We start from the raw sequence: 21,280 nt of genomic DNA, 5'->3' as shown, positions 1-21,280 counted from the left end.
CCATGATCGAGACGGACATCGGCGCGGACGAGCTGGCCGCCCTCCAGCTGGAACGTCTGCAGTGGACACTCCGGCACGCGTACGCGAACGTTCCGGCGTACACGCGGAAGTTCGACGAGGCCGGCGTCCACCCGGACGACTGCAAGGAACTGGCCGACCTGGCCAAGTTCCCGTTCACCACCAAGCATGACCTGCGCGAGAACTACCCGTTCGGGATGTTCGCCGTGCCGCAGGAGCAGGTCCGGCGCATCCACGCCTCCAGCGGCACCACCGGCAAGGCCACCGTCGTCGGGTACACCGAGCAGGACATCGACACGTGGGCGACGGTGATGGCCCGCTCGATCCACGCCGCGGGCGGCCGTCCCGGGCACAAGGTGCACGTCGCGTACGGTTACGGGCTGTTCACCGGCGGGCTCGGCGCGCACTACGGCGCCGAGAAGCTGGGCTGCACGGTGATCCCGGCGTCCGGCGGGATGACCGCGCGGCAGGTGCAGCTGATCACCGACTTCCGGCCCGAGGTCATCATGGTCACGCCGTCGTACATGCTCACGCTGCTCGACGAGTTCGAGCGCCAGGGTGTGGACCCGCGTTCGTCCTCCCTGAAGGTCGGCATCTTCGGCGCCGAGCCGTGGACCGAGCAGATGCGTGCCGAGATCGAAGAGCGGTTCGCGCTCGACGCCGTCGACATCTACGGGCTGTCGGAGGTGATGGGCCCGGGCGTCGCGCAGGAGTGCGTCGAGACGAAGGACGGCCTGCACATCTGGGAGGACCACTTCTACCCCGAGGTGATCGACCCGTACTCCGAAGAGGTCCTGGGCGACGGCGAGACCGGTGAGCTGGTGTTCACGTCGCTGACCAAGCAGGCGCTGCCGATCATCCGCTACCGCACCCGGGACCTGACCGAGCTCAACCCGGGCACCGCGCGGCCGGCGTTCCGGCGGATGGCCAAGGTGACCGGCCGCACCGACGACCTGATCATCCTGCGCGGGGTCAACGTCTTCCCGACGCAGATCGAGGAGATCGTGCTGCGCACGCCCGCGCTGAGCCCGCACTTCCAGCTCGTCCGGTCCACGCGCGGGCGGCTCGACCACCTGACCGTGCGGGTGGAGGCCCGGCACGACGCTTCTGCCGCGGCCCGCGAGGAAGCGGCCGCGTCGCTGGTTTCGCAGGTCAAGGACGGCGTCGGCGTGACGGTGTCGGTGGACGTCGTCGACCCGGACACCCTGGAGCGGTCCATGGGCAAGATGCGGCGGATCGCCGACCAGCGGGAGAAGCCGTGACCACCCCGCGCCGCGGCCGGCCCGGCTACGACCTCGAATCGCTGCTGCAGGTGGCGGTGAAGCTGTTCAACGAGCGCGGTTACGACGGCACGAGCATGGAGGACCTCTCCCGCAAGCTCGGCATCACGAAGTCGGCGATCTACCACCACGTGCCCAGCAAGGAGGAACTGCTGCGGCTCGCGGTCGACCGGGCCCTGGACGGCCTGTTCGAGGTGGCGGACGCGACGGCCCAGCTCGACGGCCGCGCGATCGACCGGCTGGAGCACCTGGTGCGCGGCAGCGTGCTGGTGCTGGCCGACCGGCTGCCGTTCGTGACGCTGTTGCTGCGGGTCCGCGGCAACACGAAGGTGGAGCGGGCCGCGCTGACCCGCCGCCGCGAGTTCGACCGGCTGGTGACGGACCTGGTGAAGCAGGCCGAAGCGGAGGGCGACATCCGGCCGGACGTCGACCCGTCGGTGACCGCCCGGCTGATCTTCGGCATGGTGAACTCGCTGATCGAGTGGTACCGCCCCCGCCGTGGCTCCTCGGCGGCGGAGGTCGCGGACGCGGTGTGCAAGGTGGCCTTCGAGGGCCTGCGCACGTGAGCCACTACTCGGAGATCGCCTCGAGGGTGTGCGCCTCCGAGCGGCATGGCGGGCACCACGCGCGCCACAGATCGCGCAGGACGACATTGCCCAGGACGACGTAGTCGCTCAAGGCGATCCGCCCGGCCGGGTCGGGGCCGGCCGGGCTCGACACCTCAAGCCGTCCTGGCGAGCGGTCACTCCTCCGCGATCTGCGGTGGCCGGCCCGCCTGCCACAGCAACGCCTCCCGCAGCTGGCCGATCAATCGCTCGTCGTCCGCTTCGGACGGGTCCGTGCCGAGCGGGATCCAGTGCTCGGACACCTTCTCGCCCCGGTCGTAACCGGAAATCACGATGCCCGAGTAGGACACCGACCCTTCGTCCGCGCAGTCGCCGTCCGGAAGGGGTTCGTCCGCTTCGAAACCCTCGTCGAAGCTGACGTGACGATGCTGCAGGCGGACGCTCACCCAGCGTCCGGCCGGCCGGATCGGCGCGCCGTCTTCGTTCATCTGCTCCTACCCCGGTCCGGTCCCCTGCCGTCTCGTCGCATCCGGGTCCCGGGGAGTTACCGGCGGGTTGTTCCGGTTGCGTAACGACGAAGTGTGGAGCGAAACACCGCTTGCCCGCCACCGGAGGCACTCTTTTGACACCGGGTCAACTGCTTGTTGACAGCGTGCCGGTCCCCCGCGAGGCTGGGCGGATGACCAGTGGGACGCGGCCCCGGCGCCGCCGGCTGGAACCGGCCGAGCGGCGCGCGGAGATCCTCGCCGCCGCCCGCCGCCTGTTCGGCGCGGGCAGCTACGCCTCGGTGTCCACTTCGGACATCGCCGAGGCCGCCGGGGTGGCGCGTCCGCTGATCAACCACTACTTCGGCGGCAAGCGCGAGCTGTACCTGGAAGTGGTGCGGCAGATGATGATCGTGCCCGCGCCGGTCACCGAAGCCCTGCCGGACACCACGATGGAGCAGCGGCTGGCGATCGGCGTCGAACGCTGGATCGAGGTCGTGGACCGCAACCGCGACGCGTGGCTGACCGTCATCGGCCCGGAGGCGGCCGGGCGCGACCCCGAGATCGAGCGGATCATGCTCGAAGCCGACGAGATCGCCGCCGACCGGGTGCTGGAGGCCGCGCTGATGACCGGGGTGACCGAGGGCCGCGAAGAGCTGCGCGCGATGATCCGCTCGTTCGGCGGGATGCTGCGGGCGGCGTCGCGGGAGTGGCTGATCCGCGGCACGCTCGACCGCGCGGCCCTGCGCACCTTCCTCACCGATGCGCTCCTCAACCTGCTGAAGATCACCTACCCGGCGGTCCTCGCCGGGCGGAGCGGAACCGGCGGGCGAACGCGGCCGGCGTCATCCCGGTCCAGCGCTTGAACGCGTGGATGAAGCTCGACGCCTCGGCGTACCCGAGCCGGTAGGCGACGTCCTCGACCGACAGCACGCCGGTGTCGAGCAGTTCCTCGGCGAGCGTCTGGCGGACCTCGTCGACCAGTGCCCGGTAGCTCGTGCCGGCTTCGGTCAGGCGGCGGCGCAGGGTGCGCGTGCTGAGGGTGAGCTGGCGGGCGATCTCGTCCATCCCGGCGTCCACCCCGCCGAGCCGGACCAGGCGTTCCCGCACCTGCTGGGAGATGCCCGACCGCTGACGGCGGCGCGTGACCAGCGCTTCGCACTGCGCGGCGCAGAGGGCGACGGTCTGGTCGTTGGCCTGCGGCAGCGGGCGGCTCAGCAGGGCCGGGTCGAGCGTCGCCCGGCAGGCGTCGGCGCCGAAGCGCGGCCGGATACCGAACGCGGCCCGGTAGTCCTCCGGCGTGGCCGTCTCGTGCCGGAAGGTCAGCTCGTCCGGCGCGATCCCGGGCAGGAGGTCGCGCATGACGGCGAAGATGGCGGCCAGGTCGCGCAGCACGAGGAAGCGGGCGACGTCGGCGGGCACGCGGCTGTCGTCCAGCTCCAGCGTCAGCCGGTCGGCGGTGAGGACGACGTGCGGGATGCAGAAGGCGAAGCTCAGGTCGAAGTAGCGGAGCGCGAACAGCATCGCGTCGCGCAAGGTCGGGCTGCTGATGCAGGCGAACCCGAAGATGCCGAACGTGGTGACGCGGTAGCGGCGCCCCAGCTCCAGTGCCGTCGCGTCGGCCCCGTCCAGCTGGGCCAGCGCCCGGACGACGGCCAGCTCCTGGCGTGCGTCGACCTGCACGGACGGGTCCGCCAGCAGCTCCGGTGTCAGTGCCGTGCCGGCCAGCAGCCGGGCCGCGGCCAGGCCGCGTTCGGCGGCGAACCGGGTCATCAGCTCGATGCTCGCGGTGCCACGCGGGAAGTCCCAGTCCCCGACGGCGGGCGCGGCGAGCTCGGCCATGGCCGGAATTCTGGATCACGCCGGAAGAACGTGTCCAATCGAGGACCGGATCTGTCCGCGGTGATCGTTAGGGTGACGGCGTGGAGACGTTGAGCCGCCGAGCCGTGAACCGCGCCACCCTGGAGCGTCAGCTCCTGCTGCGCCGGGCCGAAATGTCGGCCTACGACGCCGTGGAGCACCTCGCCGGGCTGCAGGCCCAGGCGCCGTTCCCGCCGTACTTCGGGCTGTGGACACGGCTGGCGGGGTTCCGGCCGGCGGAGCTCGTGGCGCTGCTCGAGAACCGCCGCGTGGTGCGGATCGCGCTGATGCGGGGCACGGTCCACCTGGTGACGGCAGCGGACGCGCTGGCCTGGCGGCCGGTGGTCCAGGGCATCTACGACCGCGATCTGAAGCAGAACACGCTGCACGCGCGCGAACTGGCCGCGCTCGACCACGACGAGGTCACCGAGGCCGCGCGGAAGCTGCTCCTCCGCGGCCCGATGCCGGGGAACGCGCTGGGTGCCGAGCTGGCCCGCACCTGGGACGCCCCGCCGTCCTCCCTGACGCACCTGGCCCGGGGCCGGCTGCCGCTGGTGCAGACCCCGCCGCGGGCGGTCTGGGGCAAGGCCGGGCAGACGACGTACGCGTGCCTAAACGAGTGGGTCGGCGCTCCCCTGTCGCCGCCTTCGCCCGCTGCGCTGATTTCCCGGTACCTGCGCGCGTTCGGCCCGGCCACGGTGGCGGACGTGCAGACGTGGGCGGGCATCACGCGCCTGGGCGAGGTGGCCGCCGGGATGGACCTGCGGCGCTACCGCGACCCGGACGGCCGCGAGCTGCTGGACCTGCCGGAGCTGACGGTGCCCGACGAGGACGTCCCGGCACCGCCGCGGCTGCTGGGGCCGTTCGACCAGATGATCCTGTCGTACGCGGACCGGACGCGGGTGATCTCGGACGCCTACCGCAAGCGCGTGATCTCGCACAACGGCCTGGTGAAGGGCACGTTGCTGGTCGACGGCCAGGTGCGCGGGTTCTGGGACATCGAAGCGACGCGGAAGGCGGCGGTCATCGGGCTGTCGCCGTTCGAGAAGCTGCCGAAGCGAACCCTGTCGGCGTTGGAGAAGTCGGCGGGCGAGCTGGTGAAGTGGGCGGAAGCGGGCGCGGAGACGCACGAGGTGCGCGTCCTCCCGCCGGAGTGAGGCTGGCCGGAAATCTCGATTGAGTGACCGTTCGTGGCCTGTTGTCACAGGCCGCCGGTGCGTAGCTTTTCCGGCATGAGCAGTGCGGCGAAGGGGCCATCGGTGCTGATCGTCGGCACCGGATTCGGCGGCATCGGAACGGCCATCGAGCTGAAGCGCGCGGGGTTCACCGGCTTCACGATCCTGGAGAGCGCCGCCGAACCCGGCGGCGTCTGGCGGGACAACACCTACCCGGGTGCCGCGTGCGACATCCCGTCGCCGCTGTACTCCTTCTCCTTCGAGCCCAACCCGCGGTGGCCGAAGCGGTTCTCCCACCAGCCCGACATCCTCGCCTACCTGCGGCGCGTCATCGCGAAGTACAGCCTCGAGCCGCACATCCGGTACCGCACCGAGGTCACCGGGGCCGCCTTCGACGAAGAGCGCGGCGTCTGGCGCGTCGAGACGCGGGGCGGGGAGACGTTCGAGGCGAACGTCTTCGTGCCCGCCGTCGGCCAGCTGTCGCGGCCGGTGCTGCCGGACATCCCGAACCGCGAGAGCTTCGCCGGCGACGCCTTCCACTCCGCCCGGTGGGACCACGACGTCGACCTGGCCGGCAAGCGCGTCGCCGTCATCGGGACCGGGGCCAGCGCCGTCCAGTTCGTGCCCGAGCTGCGGAAACGCGCCCAGCACGTCACCGTCTTCCAGCGCACGCCGCCGTACGTCATGGCGAAGTCCGATCCGCACTACCGGCGGTGGCAGCACTGGCTGTTCGAGCACCTGCCGCCGACCCAGCTGCTCGGCCGGTTGCGGATCTTCCTGCTCGCCGAGTACGCCACCTACGCGATGACGCGCCACCCGCTGCTGGCGAAGATGTTCGAGCTGCGGACCGCGCAGCTCCGCCGTCGTCACATCAAGGACCGGGAGCTGCGCGCGAAGCTGACGCCGTCCTACCCGCTGGGCTGCAAGCGGATCCTGTTCACCAACGACTACCTGCCCGCCTTGGCGCAGCCGGACGTCGACGTCGAGACGCGGCGGATCCGCGAGATCACCGAGAAGGGCGTGCGGGTCGAAGACGGGACCGAGCTCGAAGCCGACGTCCTGATCTACGGGACCGGGTTCGCGGCGACGGAGTTCCTGCACCGGATGGAGGTGCGCGGCCTGGGCGGGCGGTCACTGCAGGAGGAGTGGTCCGGCGGCGCGCGGGCGTACCTCGGCATGACCGTGCCCGGCTTCCCGAACCTGTTCTGCGTCTACGGGCCCAACACGAACCTCGGCGCCGGGTCCATCATCTACATGATCGAGCGGCAGGCGCGGTACATCCGGCAGGCGGTGGAGCGGCTCGCGCGGCCCGGTACGTCCTATGTGGACGTGCGGCCGGAGGTCGAGGACGCCTACGACCGGGAGGTGCAGGGGCGGCTCGGCCACAGCGTCTGGACGGCCTGCACGAGCTGGTACCGCCAGGCCGACGGCCGGGTGACGACCAACTGGCCGGGCCTGGTCACCGAGTACGACCGCCGGACCCGGCGCTTCGACCTCGCGGACTACCGGGTGGTCGCCTGATGGACTACGACGTCCTGGTGATCGGGTCGGGGTTCGGCGGCAGCGTCACGGCGTTGCGGCTGACCGAGAAGGGCTACCGCGTCGGCGTGCTGGAGACCGGGCGGCGGTTCGCCGACGACGAGTTCGCGAAGACGTCGTGGCGGCTGCGGAAGTACCTGTGGGCACCCGCGCTGGGCTGCTTCGGGATCCAGCGGCTGACGCTGCTGAAGAACACGTTCGTGATGAGCGGCTCCGGCGTCGGCGGGGGCTCGCTGGTGTACGCGAACACGCTGTACGAACCGCCGGACGGCTTCTACGCCGATCCGCAGTGGGCGCACATCACGGACTGGAAGGACGAGCTCGCGCCGTACTACGACCAGGCGAAGCGGATGCTCGGCGTGGTCGAGAACCCGGCGACGACCCCCGCGGACCGGGTGCTGCGCTCGGTCGCCGACGACATGGGCATCGGCCACACGTACCGCCGCACCCCGGTCGGCGTCTACTTCGGACAGTCCGGGGTGGACCCGTTCTTCGGCGGCGCGGGGCCGGCGCGGACCTCCTGCACGCAGTGCGGCGAGTGCATGACCGGGTGCCGGGTCGGGGCGAAGAACACGACGGTCAAGAACTACCTGTACCTGGCCGAGCGGGCGGGTGCCGTGGTGCACCCCATGACGACGGCGCTGTCGGTGCGGCCGATCGACGGCGGGTACGCGGTCGGCACGCGGCGGACGGGCGGCCGTTCCCGCCGGACGTTCACGGCCTCGCAGGTGGTGTTCTCGGCGGCGGCGCTGGGGACGCAGCGGTTGCTGCACCGGATGCGGGACACCGGGACGCTGCCCTCGCTGTCCCCTCGGCTCGGCCTGCTGGCCCGCACGAACTCCGAGGCGGTGCTGGCGGCGCGGTCACTGCGCCCGGACGCGGACTACACGCGCGGGGTGGCGATCACCTCGTCGATCCACCCGGACGCGGTGACGCACGTGGAGCCGGTGCGCTACGGGCGCGGCAGCAACCTGCTGGGACTGCTGGCGACCGTGCTGGTGGACGCGGCCCCGGGCCGCCGTCGCTGGGTGCTCGGGCTGCGGGAACTGTGGCGTTCGCGCCGCGACCTGCTGCGGATCCACAACCCGCGGCACTGGTCGGAGCGGATGATCGGGCTGCTGGTGATGCAGTCACTGGACAACTCGGTGACGACGTACACGAAACGCGGGCTGTTCGGTCGCCGGATGACCACGCGCCAGGGTGCGGGCGCCCCGTCGCCGGACTGGATCCCGGCGGGCCACGAGGTGACCCGCCGGGTGGCGGCGAAGATCGGCGGCCTCCCCCAGGGCGCGTGGACGGACCTGGCGAACATCCCGATCACCGGCCACTTCATCGGCGGCTGCGCGATCGGGGATTCGCCGGCCACCGGCGTGGTGGACCCGTACCAGCGGCTGTACGGGTATCCGGGACTGCACGTGGTGGACGGCTCGACGATCTCGGCGAACCTGGGCGTGAACCCGTCGTTGACGATCACGGCCCAGGCGGAACGCGCGATGGCGTTCTGGCCGAACCACGGGGAGCCGGACCCGAGGCCGGCGCCGGGTTCGCCGTACCGCCGGGTGGCGCCGGTGCCGCCGAAGAACCCGGTGGTCCCGTCGGAGGCGCCGGGAGCCCTGCGGCTGCCGTTGACGCCCCGCTGAAGAGGCCCTCCCGGACCGCGCCGCCGGGAGGGCCACTCAGCTCGCGGTTACGGCAGGCCCGCGAGGCCCGCCGAGACCGTGTTGGCGAACGCGTAGCCGTTCGAGGCGTCCCAGTTGATCGACCACGTCATCGCGCCGCGGATCGACGGGTACGTCGCCGACGGCTTGAAGCTGCCGCACGACGTGCCGCGGGCCAGGCAGTTCAGGGCCGACACCGTGTTGGCCGGGGCCTGGTAGCCGCCGCCCGCCGCCTGGGGCGAAGCCGGGAGGCCGAGGCCGACCTGGTCCGCGCGCAGGCCGCCCTGCAGCTGGATGCAGGCCAGCGCCGTCAGGAAGTCGACCGTGCCCTGGGAGTAGACGTTGCCGTTGCAGCCGTTCATCGAGCCGGAGTTGTAGTACTGCATGTTGACGATCGTCAGGATGTCCTTGATGTTCAGCGCGAGCTGGAAGTAGCCGCCCTGCGTGGACTGCATGTCGATCGTCTGCGGCGCCATCGTGATGACCTTGCCACCGCCGTTGTAGATGCTCCGCAGCGCTTGGCCCATGTACGTGGCGTTGATGCCGTTCTCCAGGTCGATGTCGACGCCGTCGAAGCCGTAGTTGGCGATCAGTGTCTTGACGCTGTTCGCGAAGTTGTTCGCCGACGTCGAGTCCGCGACGCTGATCGTGCCGTTCTGGCCGCCGACCGAGATGATCACCTTCTGGCCGCGCGCCTGCACCGTCTTGATGTCGGCCTTGAACTGGGCGTCCGTGTAGCCGCCGAGCTGCGAAGACAGGCCCGAGTCGAGCGTGAAGCTCACCGCGCCGGGCGCGCCGGTGGCGTCCGCGAAGGACACCGCGATGATGTTGTACTTCGTCGGGACATCGGCCAGCTTCAGTGCCTTGGCGCCGTTGTAGAAGTTCTGCCAGTAGCCCGTCAGGACGTGCTTCGGCAGGTCACCCTGCGTGGGCGGCGTCGTGGTCGTCGTCGGCGGCGTGGTGGTCGTCGTCGGCGGCGTGGTCGAGGTGGTGGGCGTGGTCGGCGTCGTGGGCGTGGTCGGGGTGGTGGTCGTGGGCGGGGTGCCGGGACCGTCGAGGCTGACGTCGTCGGCGTAGTACACCGGCTGGCCGTACCAGCCGTGCAAGTAGACCGTCAGCGACGTGCTCGAGCCGGTCGTGAAGCTCAGCGACAGCTGCTGGTAGCCGCCGGCGCCGGGCGTCCACGTGCTGGCCGTCGCGGAGCCGGAAACACCCAGGTAGACGTAGCTGCCCTGGACCCAGCCGGACAGCTTGTACGCGGTGTTCGCCGAGACGGTCAGCGTCTGGGAGCACTGGGCGTTGTCCGAGGACGACGGCGTCGCGCTGAGGGCGCGGCTGCCGCTGTGCACCGGCGAGCTCACCGCGGACGCCGTGCCGGTGCACGTCCAGCCCGTCGTCCCGGCCTCGAAACCGGGGTTGGCCAGGATGTTCGCCGCCGAAGCGCTGCCGGCGAGGACGAAGGTCACGCCGAGACACAGCGTCACCACGGAAAGTAAGGAAAGCAGAGCGAAGCGGACCTTGGGGACCACGGGCGACCTCCGTGACACTGGTGAGGCAGGTCACCACAAAGTGGACTAGACCAATCTGATTGTCAAGGAGCCCCATCCGAAAGTCGGGGCGGCGGAAACGGCAGAATGTGACGATCGGATCCAGGTCAGTCGGGAGCGTGTTGCAGTGAGCGTGTCGGTCGAGCAGAAGATCGCCGAAGAACTGGGCGTGCGCGAAGGGCAGGTCAAGGCCGCTGTCGAGCTGCTCGACGGCGGGTCGACCGTGCCGTTCATCGCGCGCTACCGCAAGGAAGTCACCGGCATGCTCGACGACGCGCAGCTGCGCACGCTCGAGGAGCGGCTGCGCTACCTGCGGGAACTCGACGAGCGCCGGCTCGCCGTGCTCGAGTCCGTCCGCAGCCAGGGCAAGCTCGACGAGGCCCTGGAAGCCCAGATCCTGGCGGCGGACACGAAGTCGCGCCTCGAGGACATCTACCTCCCGTACAAGCCGAAGCGGCGGACGAAGGCGCAGATCGCGCGCGAAGCGGGTCTGGAGCCGTTGGCCGAGGGCCTGCTGACCGACCCGTCGACCGATCCGCAGGCCGCCGCGGCGGTGTTCGTCGATGCGGACAAGGGTGTCGCGGACACGCAGGCGGCCCTCGACGGCGCCCGCGCGATCCTCGTCGAGCGGTTCGCCGAGGACGCCGACCTCATCGGTGAGCTGCGCGAGAAGATGTGGGGCCAGGGGCACCTGGTGGCCAAGGTCCGCGCCGGCAAGGAGGAGGAAGGCGCGAAGTTCTCCGACTACTTCGACTTCTCCGAGCCGTACACCAAGCTTCCCTCGCACCGCATCCTGGCGATGCTGCGCGGCGAGAAGGAGGAGGTCCTCGACCTCACGATGGCGCCCGCGGAGCCCACGGACGAGCCGCAGGTCGGGCCGACCGACTACGAGCACCGCATCGCCGCGAAGTTCGGCATCACCCAGCAGGGGCGGCCGGGCGACAAGTGGCTCGGCGACACCGTCCGCTGGGCGTGGCGCACCAAGATCCTCCTCCACCTGGGCATCGACCTGCGGATGCGGCTGCGCCAGGCGGCCGAGGACGACGCCGTGCGCGTGTTCGCGGCCAACCTGCGCGACCTGCTGCTGGCCGCGCCGGCCGGCACCCGCGCCACCATGGGCCTGGACCCGGGCTTCCGGACCGGCGTCAAGGTGGCGGTCGTGGACGCGACCGGCAAGGTCGTCGACACCCACGTCATCTACCCGCACCAGCCGGCGAACAAGTGGGACCAGTCGATCGCGGAACTCGCGGCACTGTGCGCCCGGCACCAGGTCGAGCTGATCTCGATCGGCAACGGCACGGCGTCGCGCGAGACCGACAAGCTGGCCCAGGAACTGATCAAGAAACACCCGGAACTGAAGCTGACGAAGGCCGTGGTCTCGGAGGCGGGCGCTTCGGTGTACTCGGCGTCGGCGTTCGCTTCCCAGGAACTGCCGAACATGGACGTCTCGCTGCGCGGCGCGGTCTCGATCGCCCGCCGGCTGCAGGACCCGCTGGCCGAGCTGGTGAAGATCGACCCGAAGTCGATCGGCGTCGGGCAGTACCAGCACGACCTGTCCGAGGTTTCGCTGTCGCGCTCGCTGGACGCGGTGGTCGAGGACTGCGTGAACGCGGTCGGCGTGGACGTCAACACGGCGTCGGCGCCGCTGCTGACCCGGGTCTCGGGCATCACGACGGGCCTGGCGGAGAACATCGTCGCCCACCGCGACACGAACGGGCCGTTCCGGTCCCGGATGGCGCTGAAGGAGGTCGCGCGGCTCGGCCCGAAGGCGTTCGAGCAGTGCGCGGGCTTCCTCCGCATCCCGGACGGCGACGACCCGCTCGACTCCTCCGCGGTGCACCCGGAGGCGTACCCGGTGGTCCGCCGGATCCTGTCGAAGACCGGCACGGACATCCGGGCACTGATCGGCAACACGCGCACGCTGTCTTCGCTGCGGCCGGCCGAGTTCGTCGACGAGCAGTTCGGTCTCCCGACGGTGACGGACATCCTGTCGGAGCTCGACAAGCCGGGCCGCGACCCCCGACCGGCCTTCAAGACGGCGACGTTCGCCGAGGGCGTGGACAAGATCGGCGACCTGAAGCCGGGCATGCGCCTGGAAGGTGTCGTGACGAACGTGGCGGCGTTCGGCGCGTTCATCGACGTGGGCGTGCACCAGGACGGCCTGGCCCACGTTTCGGCGCTGTCGAAGAACTTCGTGAAGGATCCGCGGGAGGTCGTGAAGCCCGGGGACATCGTGAAGGTGAAGGTCCTCGACGTGGACGTGCCGCGCAAGCGGATCTCGCTGACGCTGCGCCTGGACGACGAGCCGGGCGCACCCTCGGCCAACCGCGGCGGCGACCGCCGAGACCGCGGCCAGGGCGGCGGTCAAGGTGGCGGCCAGGGTGGCGGCCAGGGTGGCGGCCAGCGCCGCGGCGGCAGCGGCGGCGGTGACCGGCGTGGCGGCGGTGGCGGCGGCGGCGGCCGGGACCGCGGCGGCAACGCGAGCGGATCGATGGCCGACGCACTGCGCCGAGCCGGGTTCGGCAAGTAGGCCTTGCTGCCGGCCGAGGCGGGTCACCTCCGGGTGGCCCGCCTTTGTGGTGCGACAGTGCCGCCGGTTCCGGCGGCCTACGCCGAACGGCGGTCGTCGCGCGCCGCTCGCCCGGCGTCCGGAACCTGCGCCAGGCACCGGATGCAGGGCATGCCCGCGATGTGGTCGAGCAACTCCGTCGCCTCGCGGGCCAGCGGGTCGCCGCACAGGGTTTCCAGCACCGGCGGAGCCGGCCGGTCGTCGGGCAGGAGGACCAGGTGCACCTGCCGGTCACGTTCACCCGCCCGCCGCCCGTCCGCGCGCGGAACCCCGAGCCGGATGCGGGCAGCGACGAAAGTGCAGCTCCTGTTGTGGCGTTCGGAAGGCATCACGTGGTCCATTCGTCGTTGTGGGCCACCCCATAGGGGCGCAACTGTTCTCAGGTTGCAGCGGAGATGCGATACTGAGCGGCGCGGGACCGGCCGGTGTTCCGGCCCCGCGCCACGGTTCTTCCAGGAGAGGGGCCGGATTCAGCCGATCAGGTGCGGAGCCTGATCAGCGAGGGCGGTCAGCAGGATGAGCAGGGGCATCGTGAACACCACGATCACGACACACCCGGCCCTGCTGGCCTCCCTTTTCCGATGTTTTCCACACATTCGTTCTCCTCGATTCTTTCGGCCGCGTTCGCAGCCTTCCGGCTCCTCCTCGCGGAGGAGCCCCGGCGCATGGGTGCGCGCCGAGGTCATCGATACCCGGCTCCACCAGGGTTTTTCGTGCTCCCCCATCGAGCCCCGCGCGACGCGCCATACGTCGGCGACCGGCGCCACGCGACGGTCGCCGACCGGAAACCGGCCGATTCTGCGGGCACAGCAGACCTCCAGGGACGTTCCGATTTTTTGCTGAGCAGGCGACGCTTTCGAGCCTAACCGGCAATCAATGCGCCGGGAAACCATTTCGCGGCCAACGGTCGATGCTCGCGACGACCGGTATCCGGCTCGACAAGTGGAACTTATGTGGCCGACGAGTTCTCTTTCAGTTCCGGGAAACGGAACTGACCCGGCACTGTTCTTCAACTGATCGGCAACTGAACGAATTCCGCCACCCTGCCGGATTCTTCAGTTCCCGTTCAGTTCCCCCGCCGCGGTCGCCCGGGGTCACCCGAGCGACGGACGGGATTCGGGTGGGTCAGCGGTGATGATCGTGCGCAACTGCTCGGCGATCAGTTGCCGGATCGTGTCGGTGGTCGCTCCCGGGTACTTCTCGCGCAGCAGCTGTTCGAGCAGGCTGCGCTGCCGCTGGTTCTCCGACCGCAGCTTCCAGTTCGCGAGCTGGTGCGCGTTGAGCGACACCCTCAGCGTCTCGACTTGCCCGTCGAGGCGGTGGGCCGCTCCGGCGACCGCCAGCATGACTTCCCGCAGCGCCACCGGGTCGTCGATCGGGTGAACGGCCGCGCGAGGCGATCTCGGCACCACGGGCCGCGGCGATCCACCTTCGGCGGGTCCCGGCGGGACGCGCCGAACGGGGACCACCGGCCCGGGCTCGGGCCGCCGCCCGTCCCGGCCGGGTGCCGCGGCCGGGTCCGCCCAGCCGTCGACGATCATCTCGATGGTGACGACCGGTTCCTCGATCCACTCCGGCACCGAGAACGGCCCGTCGTAGCCGGGGGTCGGCCGCTCCCAGCCGACGCTCCGCGCGAAGAGCGCCGCCGCCTGGCCCAGCACCACGTCCTGACGAGCAGGCGGCACCGCGACACCCACGATCTCGACGATCCGCTCCCACGGCGGCGGAGTGGTCGCGCTCCGGCCGACGGACTTGGCCAGCAGGTGCAGGAGCGCGTCTTCGGTCTTGCCGGCACACCAATGCCGATCCCGGTCCCCGAAGGCTTCGACGAGGCGCTGCCGCGTCCGGGTGAGCGTCCCCCGCTCGTCGGCCAGGGCGACGAGCAGGAACAGCACCAGCTTGCGCTCGTCGAGGGTCAGCGGCGACTTCTTCGTCGCGGTGTCGAAGGCGTCGGTCGAGGGAACCTGCCCCAGTGCCGTGCGCCCCCTGATCCGCGGTCCTCGCCGCGCTTCGTGGCGGCTCATCGCTTCCTCCCGGGCTCCCGGCGCACCGGCGCCCCCAGCCGGCGCACGCACGAGGCGCCGCCGTTCTGGTGCGAGCCCGCGGAGATCGTCGCGGACGGGCCGCTCCGGAAAGGGGGCCCGCCGGCCGGCCGCGCCGTCACCCGGTCGCCGCCTCGGGTCGCGCCGGCGCCGGTCGCGGCGGCGGAACGGTGAATCGCATGTCGTGCACTCCGGTGGAAAGGGGATGAAGCCCGGTACGGGAATCAAGCTAGCCGGACCGCCACAACGGTGCGCAGGTCCGGTGCCGGCGTCCGTCGCACGCATTCCGGACCGTTCCGATCACCCGGATGACGCAGAGTGTCCCGCCTTCGCGACAGTTGCCTGCGCAACCCACCGGCGATCATTCACTCTGCGTACTACCGTCGTACGGCCGCACTCAGCCCAACGGCCTAGCGGAAATTGCGCCATCGCCGGGGACGGGAACCACCGACGGATATTCCAGATTCCGGCCGGAATATGCAGCGGACGCGCGACGCCCCGGCCCGGCGCCCGCACGCGAGCGCGCCACTCGTCCGTCAACAGTCCACCCGGGCGAGCAAATCGGGCAAACCCGCGACACCCGGCGAACGCCGGGGCCGGAAGAGCACGCCGGCGCCGGGCACCTGCAGGCGCACGTGCACCACCACCAGCGCTGATCGAGTGAAAAAGTCACCCACGGCGGCGAAGTCTCCCCACCGCTCTTGCCATCTGAATATTCAAGATCTAAGTCTGAATACGTTGCATATTCAGCCCGAGACGGGTGCTTGACACGGGGGAGCCGGAAAAATGAACAGCTACGACCCGATGACCGTCCAGGACGCGTTCAGTGCGGACGCCTGGCAGCGGAGCCCGTTGTGCGGCCCGGATCAGGGGGACTGCGTCGAAATCAACCTGGACCGGCCCGGCCTGGTCGCGATCCGGGACTCCAAACTGGCCGACAGTCCGATCCTCGTGTTTTCGGACTCGGAGTGGGAAGCGTTCACCCGCGGACTGCACCGGGCAGCCTTCCGGTCCGGCGGGCCGCGCGGCACCGCACCGGACGGCACCACACGGCCGTGAACACCGGGAACTGAGGGCCGGCCGCCCGGGCCACTGAGCGTGTGCGTCCAAGCCCGCACGGCTACTATGATCGGGGCCTCAAGCCTCCCGATTGGACGACCTGACGTGCCGCGGCCGCCCTCCTCCTCATCGCCGGACGACTCCGAGCTGCGCCGGCAGCTCGGTCTCAAGGTCCGCGCTCTGCGCAAGCGCGCCGGGCTGAAGCAGGAACAGCTGGCCGAGCGGGTTCGCTACCACCAGAGCATGATCAGCCGCTTGGAAATGGGCTACCCGCTCAGCGCCGGAGTCCTGGTCAAGATCCTGCCGAGCCTCGGCGCCACCGAGGACGAGCGAGCCGAACTCCTGCGGCTGAACCGGGCCAACGAACGCGGCCGGGAGGCCCGGGACCGCGACCTGCCCGGCTCCGGCGCGCCGTGGTTCCGCCGGATCCTGGCCGCCGAACCATCCGCGACCAGGATCCGGAGCTGGACCGGCGAACGGTTCAAGGGACTGATGCAAGCCGAGAGCTACATGATCGCGCAATTCCACGAACACGACCTGGACGACATCGCCGAGGCGGTCGCCGGCCGCGCCGCGCGCACGATCAAGGCCTTCACCGAAAACCCCGGCTGCCACTACGAGTTCCTCATCAGCGAAAGCGCGGTCGAACGCGTCGTCCAGTGCGTGACCGTCAACGAATACGTCGCGGTCGACCAGCTGAAACACCTGCTCGAACTCACGGACCGGAATCCCAACATCGACATCCGGGTGGTTCCCTTCGCCGAGCGCCTGCACGTCGATCCCGACTTCACGATCATGGAATTCGCGGAACCGGAACCCGCGCTCGGTTACAGCGACCTGCTGGGCACCCTGGTCACCACCGATCCGGGCGGACTCGACCTCGGCCGCCTGTACGAGCACTGGAACCGGTTGAGCAGCTCCGCCCTCGGCCCCGAGCAGACACACGCCGTTCTCGAAAAAGCCCTCGAACGGCACCGGAGGTCACCCTGATGCCACGGGTGACCGGCGAAGGCACCGAATACGATGTTCCCGTCACGAACGCCACCGGGGAGCGAACAATGACAACATCGGGAAACGAACCGTTCCCGCCGGCCGGAGTCGATCTGAGCCGGCCGAGCATCGCCCGGATCTACGATTACTACCTCGGTGGCGACGCCAACTGGGAAATAGATCGGCAATTCGCGGACAAACTGCTGAACGAGTTCTCGATCCTGCGCCCGATCGCTCGGTCGAACCGGCTGTTCCTCCACCGGCTCGTCCGGTACCTCACCAAGCAGGGCATCCGGCAGTTCATCGACCTGGGCTCCGGGGTGCCGACCATGGGGCACGCCCACGAAGTCGCCGAGCAGGTCGCGCCCGGGCAGGTGCGGGTCGCCTACGTCGACCACGAGCCGGTGGCCGTCGCGCACTCCCGGAGCCTGCTGCGCCAGTACGGTGACGAAGACCGGCACACGGCCATCCAGGGCGACCTGCGCGATCCCACCGGGCTGTGGGAGAAGATCGCCGAGACCGGCGTGATCGACCTGGCCGAACCGGTCGGGCTGCTGATGATCGCCGTCCTGCACATCCAGCAGCTGCCCGCCGCCGGGAGCGCCGCGTCCGAGGACCTCGGACCGCACCTCGTCAGCACCTACCGCGACCTGATCGCGCCCGGGTCCTACCTCGGCATCTCCCACGTCACCAACGAAGGCGTGCCGGAGGACTCCGCCGCGATGCTGACCAGGATCAAGCAGCGGTACGACGAGTCGGGCAGTCCGGTCATCTGGCGGACGGCGCAGGAGATCCGGGACCTGTTCGGCGACTTCCGGATCATCGAGCCCGGCCTCGTGTGGACGCCGCAGTGGCACCCCGAGGAGGCGATGGTCACCGACGACACCCCGGACCTGGAGGACGTCACGAAATCCATCGTCCTGGCCGGCGCGGCACTGAAGGAGTGAGTGAACGCCGCCTCAGCGGAGCAGGAGCAGGCCGGCCGCGAAGAGGACGGCCGGCACCACCGCGGCCGCCGAGCTGATCAGGCCCGTTCCGCCGCGCCAGCCGGCCGGGGACGCGCTGAGGACCAGCCGGCGGACCAGCGCCGCCTCCACCACCGCCGCCAGCAGGAACCCGAGGCCGACGCTGAAGATCGCGGCCGCGCCGACGACGAACAGGCCCGAGGTCGACGCCGCCGCCAGCGGTGCCGCGACCTCCCAGCGCACGAGCCCCGCGACTGCCGCCAGCAGGGCCAGGAGCAGCACGAAACCCGCGACGAAACCGATTCGCGCCGTCGTCTGGTGGGGGCTGCGGGTCAACCACCAGAACCCCGCGTCGAGTCCCGCCACGACCAGCGCCAGCACGACGAAACCCGCACGGAACGTCAGCACGTCGTCACCCTAGCCGGGACGGCCGGAACCGCGCCTCCACACTGCCCAGCTCGCCGAAGTCCGCGACCACGTGGCCGCCGGCCCGGATCGGGCACGGCGGGGTCGCCGTTCCGGTCGTCACGATGTCGCCCGGGCGCAACGCGCGGCCGTGGCGGGGCAGCTCCATCGCCAGCCAGTGCAGCGCCAGGCGCGGGTCGCCCAGCACCAGGCTGCCGCTGCCGCGGGAGAACTCCTCGCCGTCGGCGTGGAGGACCACCGGGCGGCGGGGCAGGTCGAGGTCGCGCCACCCCGGTACGGGGCGGCCTTCGACGAACCGGCCCGCGCACGCCGCGTCGGCCAGCAGCTGCGGGCCGCCCGCGTGGCGGTGGTCGGTGTAGCGGCTGTCCGGCAGCTCGATCGCCAGGAACATCGTGTCGACCGCGTCGAGCACCCCGGCCAGCGACGGCGACAACCCCGGGTCGGCCTTGAGCCGGAAGGCGAACTCGGGTTCGGCGACGCCCATGGTCATCGTGTCGGCCGGCACCGGTTCGCCTTCGACGTGGTGGAACCGCTCGAACATCGCGCCCGGCAGCGGGCCGGGGACGTCGAGGTACTGGCGCGCGTACACGGTGGTCGCGGCGATCTTCCAGCCGGACACCGGCCCGGCCAGCTCGGCGAGGGCCGCCTGCGCCGCCATGCCTTCGGCGAGGTCGCCCGGGCGGGCGTCGTCGGGGAGCCCTTCCAGCCGCTTGCCGGTCAGCCACGCGTCCCAGATCAGCTCCGCCGCCCGCTCTCGCTTCACGCTCGCGATCTTGCCAACCGGAACACCGGGTGTCGATCGGCTTCTGCGGCGAACGTCTCGGCCGGGTCGCCCGGCTTGGCGTCGAAGAAGGGCGCTGTCACCGGAATCTTGCGGACGTAGGCGCGCAGCACCGGGCCGGCGGTCGCGGCGTCGGCCTCCTCGACCGCCCACGTCTCGCGACGGCGGCCGCGCCACAGCCGGGCGGTGGGCTCGGCGCGCAGGTTGTGCACCCAGCCGACCCGCCCGTACGGCGACACGAGCCACCGCTCGCCGTCGACCTCGACGACGTTGACCGGCGTGGTCCGGTCGGCGCCGCTCTTGCGTCCCCGCGTGGTCAGCAGGAACCCGGTGCTGCCCGCGGCCGGGATCCCGCGCGCCAGCAACGCCTTCACGAGCACGTTCACTGTCCTGCGGGCCACGCCCAGCCGGTACTTCCGCGCCATCACGGGTGCATAGCGTAGACCCCGGAGAGCTCCCGCACGCGCGCCCAGACGTTCTCGAAGCGGGCGGCGTCCACCACCGGCTTGCGCAGCGCGGCCAGTGCGATCGCCTGCTGGGCCTCGGTCGAGCTCGCCTTGCCGTGGAGGTCCACCGCCGCGGCGCTGAAGTCCTGGACCAGCACCGCGAAGAGCTGGTCGACGACCTCGTCGGCCAGGCCGGTGATGCGGGCCTGCTCCAGGATGAGCTGGCCGTACACGATCAGCGTGAACAGTTCGGTGAGCGCGAGCCCGAAGTCGAGGTCGGCCTGCTGCGCCTCGTCCGGCGCCGCCTCGGTGAGCAGCTTGACCAGGTAACCGGCCTGCTCGGTGAACAGCGCGACGTTCGGGATGTGCGCGGCCTCGGCGTAGGCGGTCTTCCAGTCGTGGAACCGGACCTTCGACAGGCCGCGCGCCGGGCCCTGGCGGAAGAGGAACTCGTCGTCCGCGGCGTCGGTGCGGGTCGGCACCGGCGCGTACTCCTGCGGCGCGAACAGGTAGTTCGGCATGAACTTCGCGATCAGCGCCAAGTTGACGGCCACGGTGCCTTCCAGCTTCGGCAGGCCGTCGATGTCGTTCTTGGACATCGCCAGGTAGGTGTCGGCCTCGAAGCCCTTGGCCGCCACGACGTCGGCGACCAGGCCGATCACTTTCTGCGCCTCCGTCGTCACCTTCATCTTGGTGATCGGGTTGAAGAGCAGGTAGCGGCGGTCTTCGGCGTGCGCGCTGCGGAAGTAGTCGACGGCGCGGTCGGAGAACAGTTTCATCCCGACCAGCCGCGCGTACGCCTCGACGAACTCCCGGCGGACGTGCGGGAAGTCGGTGACCGGCTTGCCGTAGAGGACGCGGTTGTGCGCGTGCGTGACGGCCTCGTACAGCGAGTGCGTCGCCATGCCGATGCCGCCGAAGCAGAGGTTGAACTTGCCGATGTTGACCGTGTTCAGCGCGGCGCTGAACGCCTCGGCGCCGACGTGCAGGATGTCCTCGGCGTGCACGGGGTAGTCCTCGAGCCGGAACTCGGCGACGTACATCTGCGACGGCACGACGTTCTTCACCACGTGGTAGTTCGGGTGTTCGGAGTCGGCGTAGAAGAAGACGTACTGGCCGGGGCCGTCGACGCCGTCGATGCGTCCGAAGACCGAGACAGTGCGCGCACAGTTGCCGTTGCCGATGTAGTACTTGGAGCCGGTGGCGCGGTAGCCGTCCCCGTCCTTCGTCAGCACCATGTCGGAGGAGTAGATGTCGGCGCCGTGGTCCTTTTCGGACAGCCCGAACGCGCCGACTCCCCCGGCGTCGAGGGCCTCCGCGGCGCGCCGGCGGGCGACGTCGTTGCCGCTCTGCCACACCGGGCCGAGGCCGAGGATGGTCACCTGCCAGGGGTACCAGTAGTTGAGGCCGTAGAACCCGAGGATTTCCGACAGCGCGGCGACGCGGCTGGTGTCCCAGCGCTTGTCCGGGTGGCCACCTCCGTTCGCCGCCGGGGTCAGGAACGTCGAGAACAGGCCTTCCTTGCCCGCGAACTCGAGGAAGTCCGCGTAGAAGGTGCGGTTGTGGTAGTCCTCGGTCAGCTTCGCCTTGCCGCGCTGTTCGAACCAGTCGATGGTGGCGCGCAGCAGGCGCCGCGTCTCGGCGTCGAAGTGCGCCGGGTCGTACTCGCGCGGGTTCAGCAGCATGGTCGTCCTCCTCGATTACCGACCGGTAACTTAGCAAGCTCGCGCGAGTGCGGGCAATCTCACTGGGGGTACGTCACCCTCACCCGCTATACTGATCATGCGGGCCGCTCAGTTCTGCCTCGGCCCGCTGCTGTTGTCGACTACCACGCGCCGCGGCCGTTGACCGGTCTGCGCCGGGCAGGACAACCC

Annotated in this window: 21 protein-coding genes; 10 read left to right on the top strand and 11 right to left on the bottom strand. The window is 70.5% G+C overall.

Features of this window, described 5'->3' with window-relative positions; genetic code table 11:
• Positions 1-2 precede the first annotated feature (2 nt).
• Together paaK and ACLJOU_RS37350 are read left to right on the top strand one after the other, a co-directional pair.
• Entirely contained in the window at positions 3-1,280 is a 1,278-nt protein-coding gene (paaK, locus tag ACLJOU_RS37355; protein WP_410574005.1) for a phenylacetate--CoA ligase PaaK, read from the top strand.
• Positions 1,277-1,864: a TetR/AcrR family transcriptional regulator gene (locus ACLJOU_RS37350; RefSeq protein ID WP_410574004.1), complete on the top strand. Its 588-nt coding sequence runs from the start codon at positions 1,277-1,279 to the stop codon at positions 1,862-1,864. The genes paaK and ACLJOU_RS37350 overlap by 4 nt, the downstream gene beginning before the upstream one ends.
• A 4-nt stretch (positions 1,865-1,868) precedes the next feature.
• Here ACLJOU_RS37350 and ACLJOU_RS37345 read toward each other — a convergent pair whose 3' ends face one another.
• Together ACLJOU_RS37345 and ACLJOU_RS37340 are read right to left on the bottom strand one after the other, a co-directional pair.
• On the bottom strand, positions 1,869-2,018 hold the full coding sequence (locus ACLJOU_RS37345; protein WP_410574003.1) for a peroxiredoxin family protein: 150 nt from the start codon (positions 2,016-2,018) through the stop codon (positions 1,869-1,871).
• Positions 2,019-2,040: 22 nt separating this feature from the next.
• A complete protein-coding gene (locus ACLJOU_RS37340; protein WP_410574002.1) occupies positions 2,041-2,352 on the bottom strand; it encodes a hypothetical protein in 312 nt (103 codons plus the stop codon).
• Between the two features lie 191 nt (positions 2,353-2,543).
• Between ACLJOU_RS37340 and ACLJOU_RS37335 the strand changes: the two genes are divergently transcribed.
• Positions 2,544-3,215 (top strand): TetR/AcrR family transcriptional regulator, encoded by a 672-nt coding sequence (locus tag ACLJOU_RS37335; protein WP_410574001.1) that lies wholly within the window; start codon positions 2,544-2,546, stop codon positions 3,213-3,215.
• Here the strand turns inward: ACLJOU_RS37335 and ACLJOU_RS37330 are convergent.
• A complete protein-coding gene (locus ACLJOU_RS37330; protein ID WP_410574000.1) occupies positions 3,136-4,191 on the bottom strand; it encodes an AraC family transcriptional regulator in 1,056 nt (351 codons plus the stop codon). The genes ACLJOU_RS37335 and ACLJOU_RS37330 overlap by 80 nt on opposite strands.
• An 80-nt stretch (positions 4,192-4,271) precedes the next feature.
• Here ACLJOU_RS37330 and ACLJOU_RS37325 point away from each other — a divergent pair, with 80 nt between their 5' ends.
• The 3 genes from ACLJOU_RS37325 to ACLJOU_RS37315 all read left to right on the top strand — a co-directional run bounded on the left by ACLJOU_RS37325 (position 4,272) and on the right by ACLJOU_RS37315 (position 8,563).
• A complete protein-coding gene (locus ACLJOU_RS37325; protein WP_410573999.1) occupies positions 4,272-5,366 on the top strand; it encodes a winged helix DNA-binding domain-containing protein in 1,095 nt (364 codons plus the stop codon).
• 75 nt (positions 5,367-5,441) lie between these two features.
• On the top strand, positions 5,442-6,905 hold the full coding sequence (locus tag ACLJOU_RS37320; RefSeq protein ID WP_410573998.1) for a flavin-containing monooxygenase: 1,464 nt from the start codon (positions 5,442-5,444) through the stop codon (positions 6,903-6,905).
• Entirely contained in the window at positions 6,905-8,563 is a 1,659-nt protein-coding gene (locus tag ACLJOU_RS37315) for a GMC oxidoreductase (protein WP_410573997.1), read from the top strand. Before ACLJOU_RS37320 ends, ACLJOU_RS37315 begins: the two co-directional genes overlap by 1 nt.
• 47 nt (positions 8,564-8,610) lie before the next feature.
• On the opposite strand, the gene ACLJOU_RS37310 is transcribed toward ACLJOU_RS37315, so the two are convergent.
• Positions 8,611-10,110, bottom strand: coding sequence for a chitinase (locus ACLJOU_RS37310; protein ID WP_410573996.1), 1,500 nt, complete (start codon positions 10,108-10,110; stop codon positions 8,611-8,613).
• Positions 10,111-10,255: 145 nt separating this feature from the next.
• Between ACLJOU_RS37310 and ACLJOU_RS37305 the strand changes: the two genes are divergently transcribed.
• Positions 10,256-12,658 carry a Tex family protein gene (locus ACLJOU_RS37305; RefSeq protein ID WP_410573995.1) on the top strand — a complete coding sequence of 801 codons (2,403 nt, stop codon included), beginning with the start codon at positions 10,256-10,258 and terminating at the stop codon, positions 12,656-12,658.
• Between the two features lie 77 nt (positions 12,659-12,735).
• Here ACLJOU_RS37305 and ACLJOU_RS37300 read toward each other — a convergent pair whose 3' ends face one another.
• The 3 genes from ACLJOU_RS37300 to ACLJOU_RS37290 form a co-directional block, all read right to left on the bottom strand.
• Positions 12,736-13,026, bottom strand: a complete 291-nt coding sequence (locus ACLJOU_RS37300; protein WP_410573994.1) for a hypothetical protein — start codon at positions 13,024-13,026, stop codon at positions 12,736-12,738.
• 141 nt (positions 13,027-13,167) lie between these two features.
• Positions 13,168-13,590, bottom strand: a complete 423-nt coding sequence (locus ACLJOU_RS37295; RefSeq protein WP_410573993.1) for a hypothetical protein — start codon at positions 13,588-13,590, stop codon at positions 13,168-13,170.
• A 201-nt stretch (positions 13,591-13,791) separates the two neighbouring features.
• Positions 13,792-14,721 carry a hypothetical protein gene (locus ACLJOU_RS37290; RefSeq protein ID WP_410573992.1) on the bottom strand — a complete coding sequence of 310 codons (930 nt, stop codon included), beginning with the start codon at positions 14,719-14,721 and terminating at the stop codon, positions 13,792-13,794.
• Positions 14,722-15,525: 804 nt separating this feature from the next.
• Here ACLJOU_RS37290 and ACLJOU_RS37285 point away from each other — a divergent pair.
• The 3 genes from ACLJOU_RS37285 to ACLJOU_RS37275 all read left to right on the top strand — a co-directional run bounded on the left by ACLJOU_RS37285 (position 15,526) and on the right by ACLJOU_RS37275 (position 17,735).
• Complete coding sequence (locus ACLJOU_RS37285; RefSeq protein ID WP_410573991.1) at positions 15,526-15,798, top strand: DUF397 domain-containing protein; 273 nt, start codon at positions 15,526-15,528, stop codon at positions 15,796-15,798.
• A 105-nt stretch (positions 15,799-15,903) separates the two neighbouring features.
• Positions 15,904-16,788: a helix-turn-helix domain-containing protein gene (locus ACLJOU_RS37280; protein ID WP_410573990.1), complete on the top strand. Its 885-nt coding sequence runs from the start codon at positions 15,904-15,906 to the stop codon at positions 16,786-16,788.
• Between the two features lie 68 nt (positions 16,789-16,856).
• Entirely contained in the window at positions 16,857-17,735 is an 879-nt protein-coding gene (locus ACLJOU_RS37275) for an SAM-dependent methyltransferase (RefSeq protein WP_410573989.1), read from the top strand.
• Positions 17,736-17,747: 12 nt separating this feature from the next.
• On the opposite strand, the gene ACLJOU_RS37270 is transcribed toward ACLJOU_RS37275, so the two are convergent.
• From ACLJOU_RS37270 to ACLJOU_RS37255, 4 genes are read right to left on the bottom strand one after another with little or no spacing between them, the layout of a single operon-like run.
• Complete coding sequence (locus ACLJOU_RS37270; RefSeq protein ID WP_410573988.1) at positions 17,748-18,161, bottom strand: hypothetical protein; 414 nt, start codon at positions 18,159-18,161, stop codon at positions 17,748-17,750.
• Positions 18,162-18,165: 4 nt separating this feature from the next.
• Positions 18,166-18,942, bottom strand: a complete 777-nt coding sequence (locus tag ACLJOU_RS37265) for a 2-keto-4-pentenoate hydratase (RefSeq protein ID WP_410573987.1) — start codon at positions 18,940-18,942, stop codon at positions 18,166-18,168.
• Positions 18,939-19,385 (bottom strand): nitroreductase family deazaflavin-dependent oxidoreductase, encoded by a 447-nt coding sequence (locus ACLJOU_RS37260; protein ID WP_410573986.1) that lies wholly within the window; start codon positions 19,383-19,385, stop codon positions 18,939-18,941. The genes ACLJOU_RS37265 and ACLJOU_RS37260 overlap by 4 nt, the downstream gene beginning before the upstream one ends.
• Positions 19,385-21,091: an acyl-CoA dehydrogenase gene (locus ACLJOU_RS37255; RefSeq protein WP_410573985.1), complete on the bottom strand. Its 1,707-nt coding sequence runs from the start codon at positions 21,089-21,091 to the stop codon at positions 19,385-19,387. Before ACLJOU_RS37255 ends, ACLJOU_RS37260 begins: the two co-directional genes overlap by 1 nt.
• Positions 21,092-21,280: the final 189 nt, after the last annotated feature.

The sequence above is a fragment of the Amycolatopsis sp. cmx-4-61 genome, from assembly GCF_046548775.1.
Classification (GTDB): domain Bacteria; phylum Actinomycetota; class Actinomycetes; order Mycobacteriales; family Pseudonocardiaceae; genus Amycolatopsis.
The sequence above is the reverse complement of the archived record's forward strand: the minus strand, read 5'-3'. Positions and strand labels throughout refer to the sequence as shown.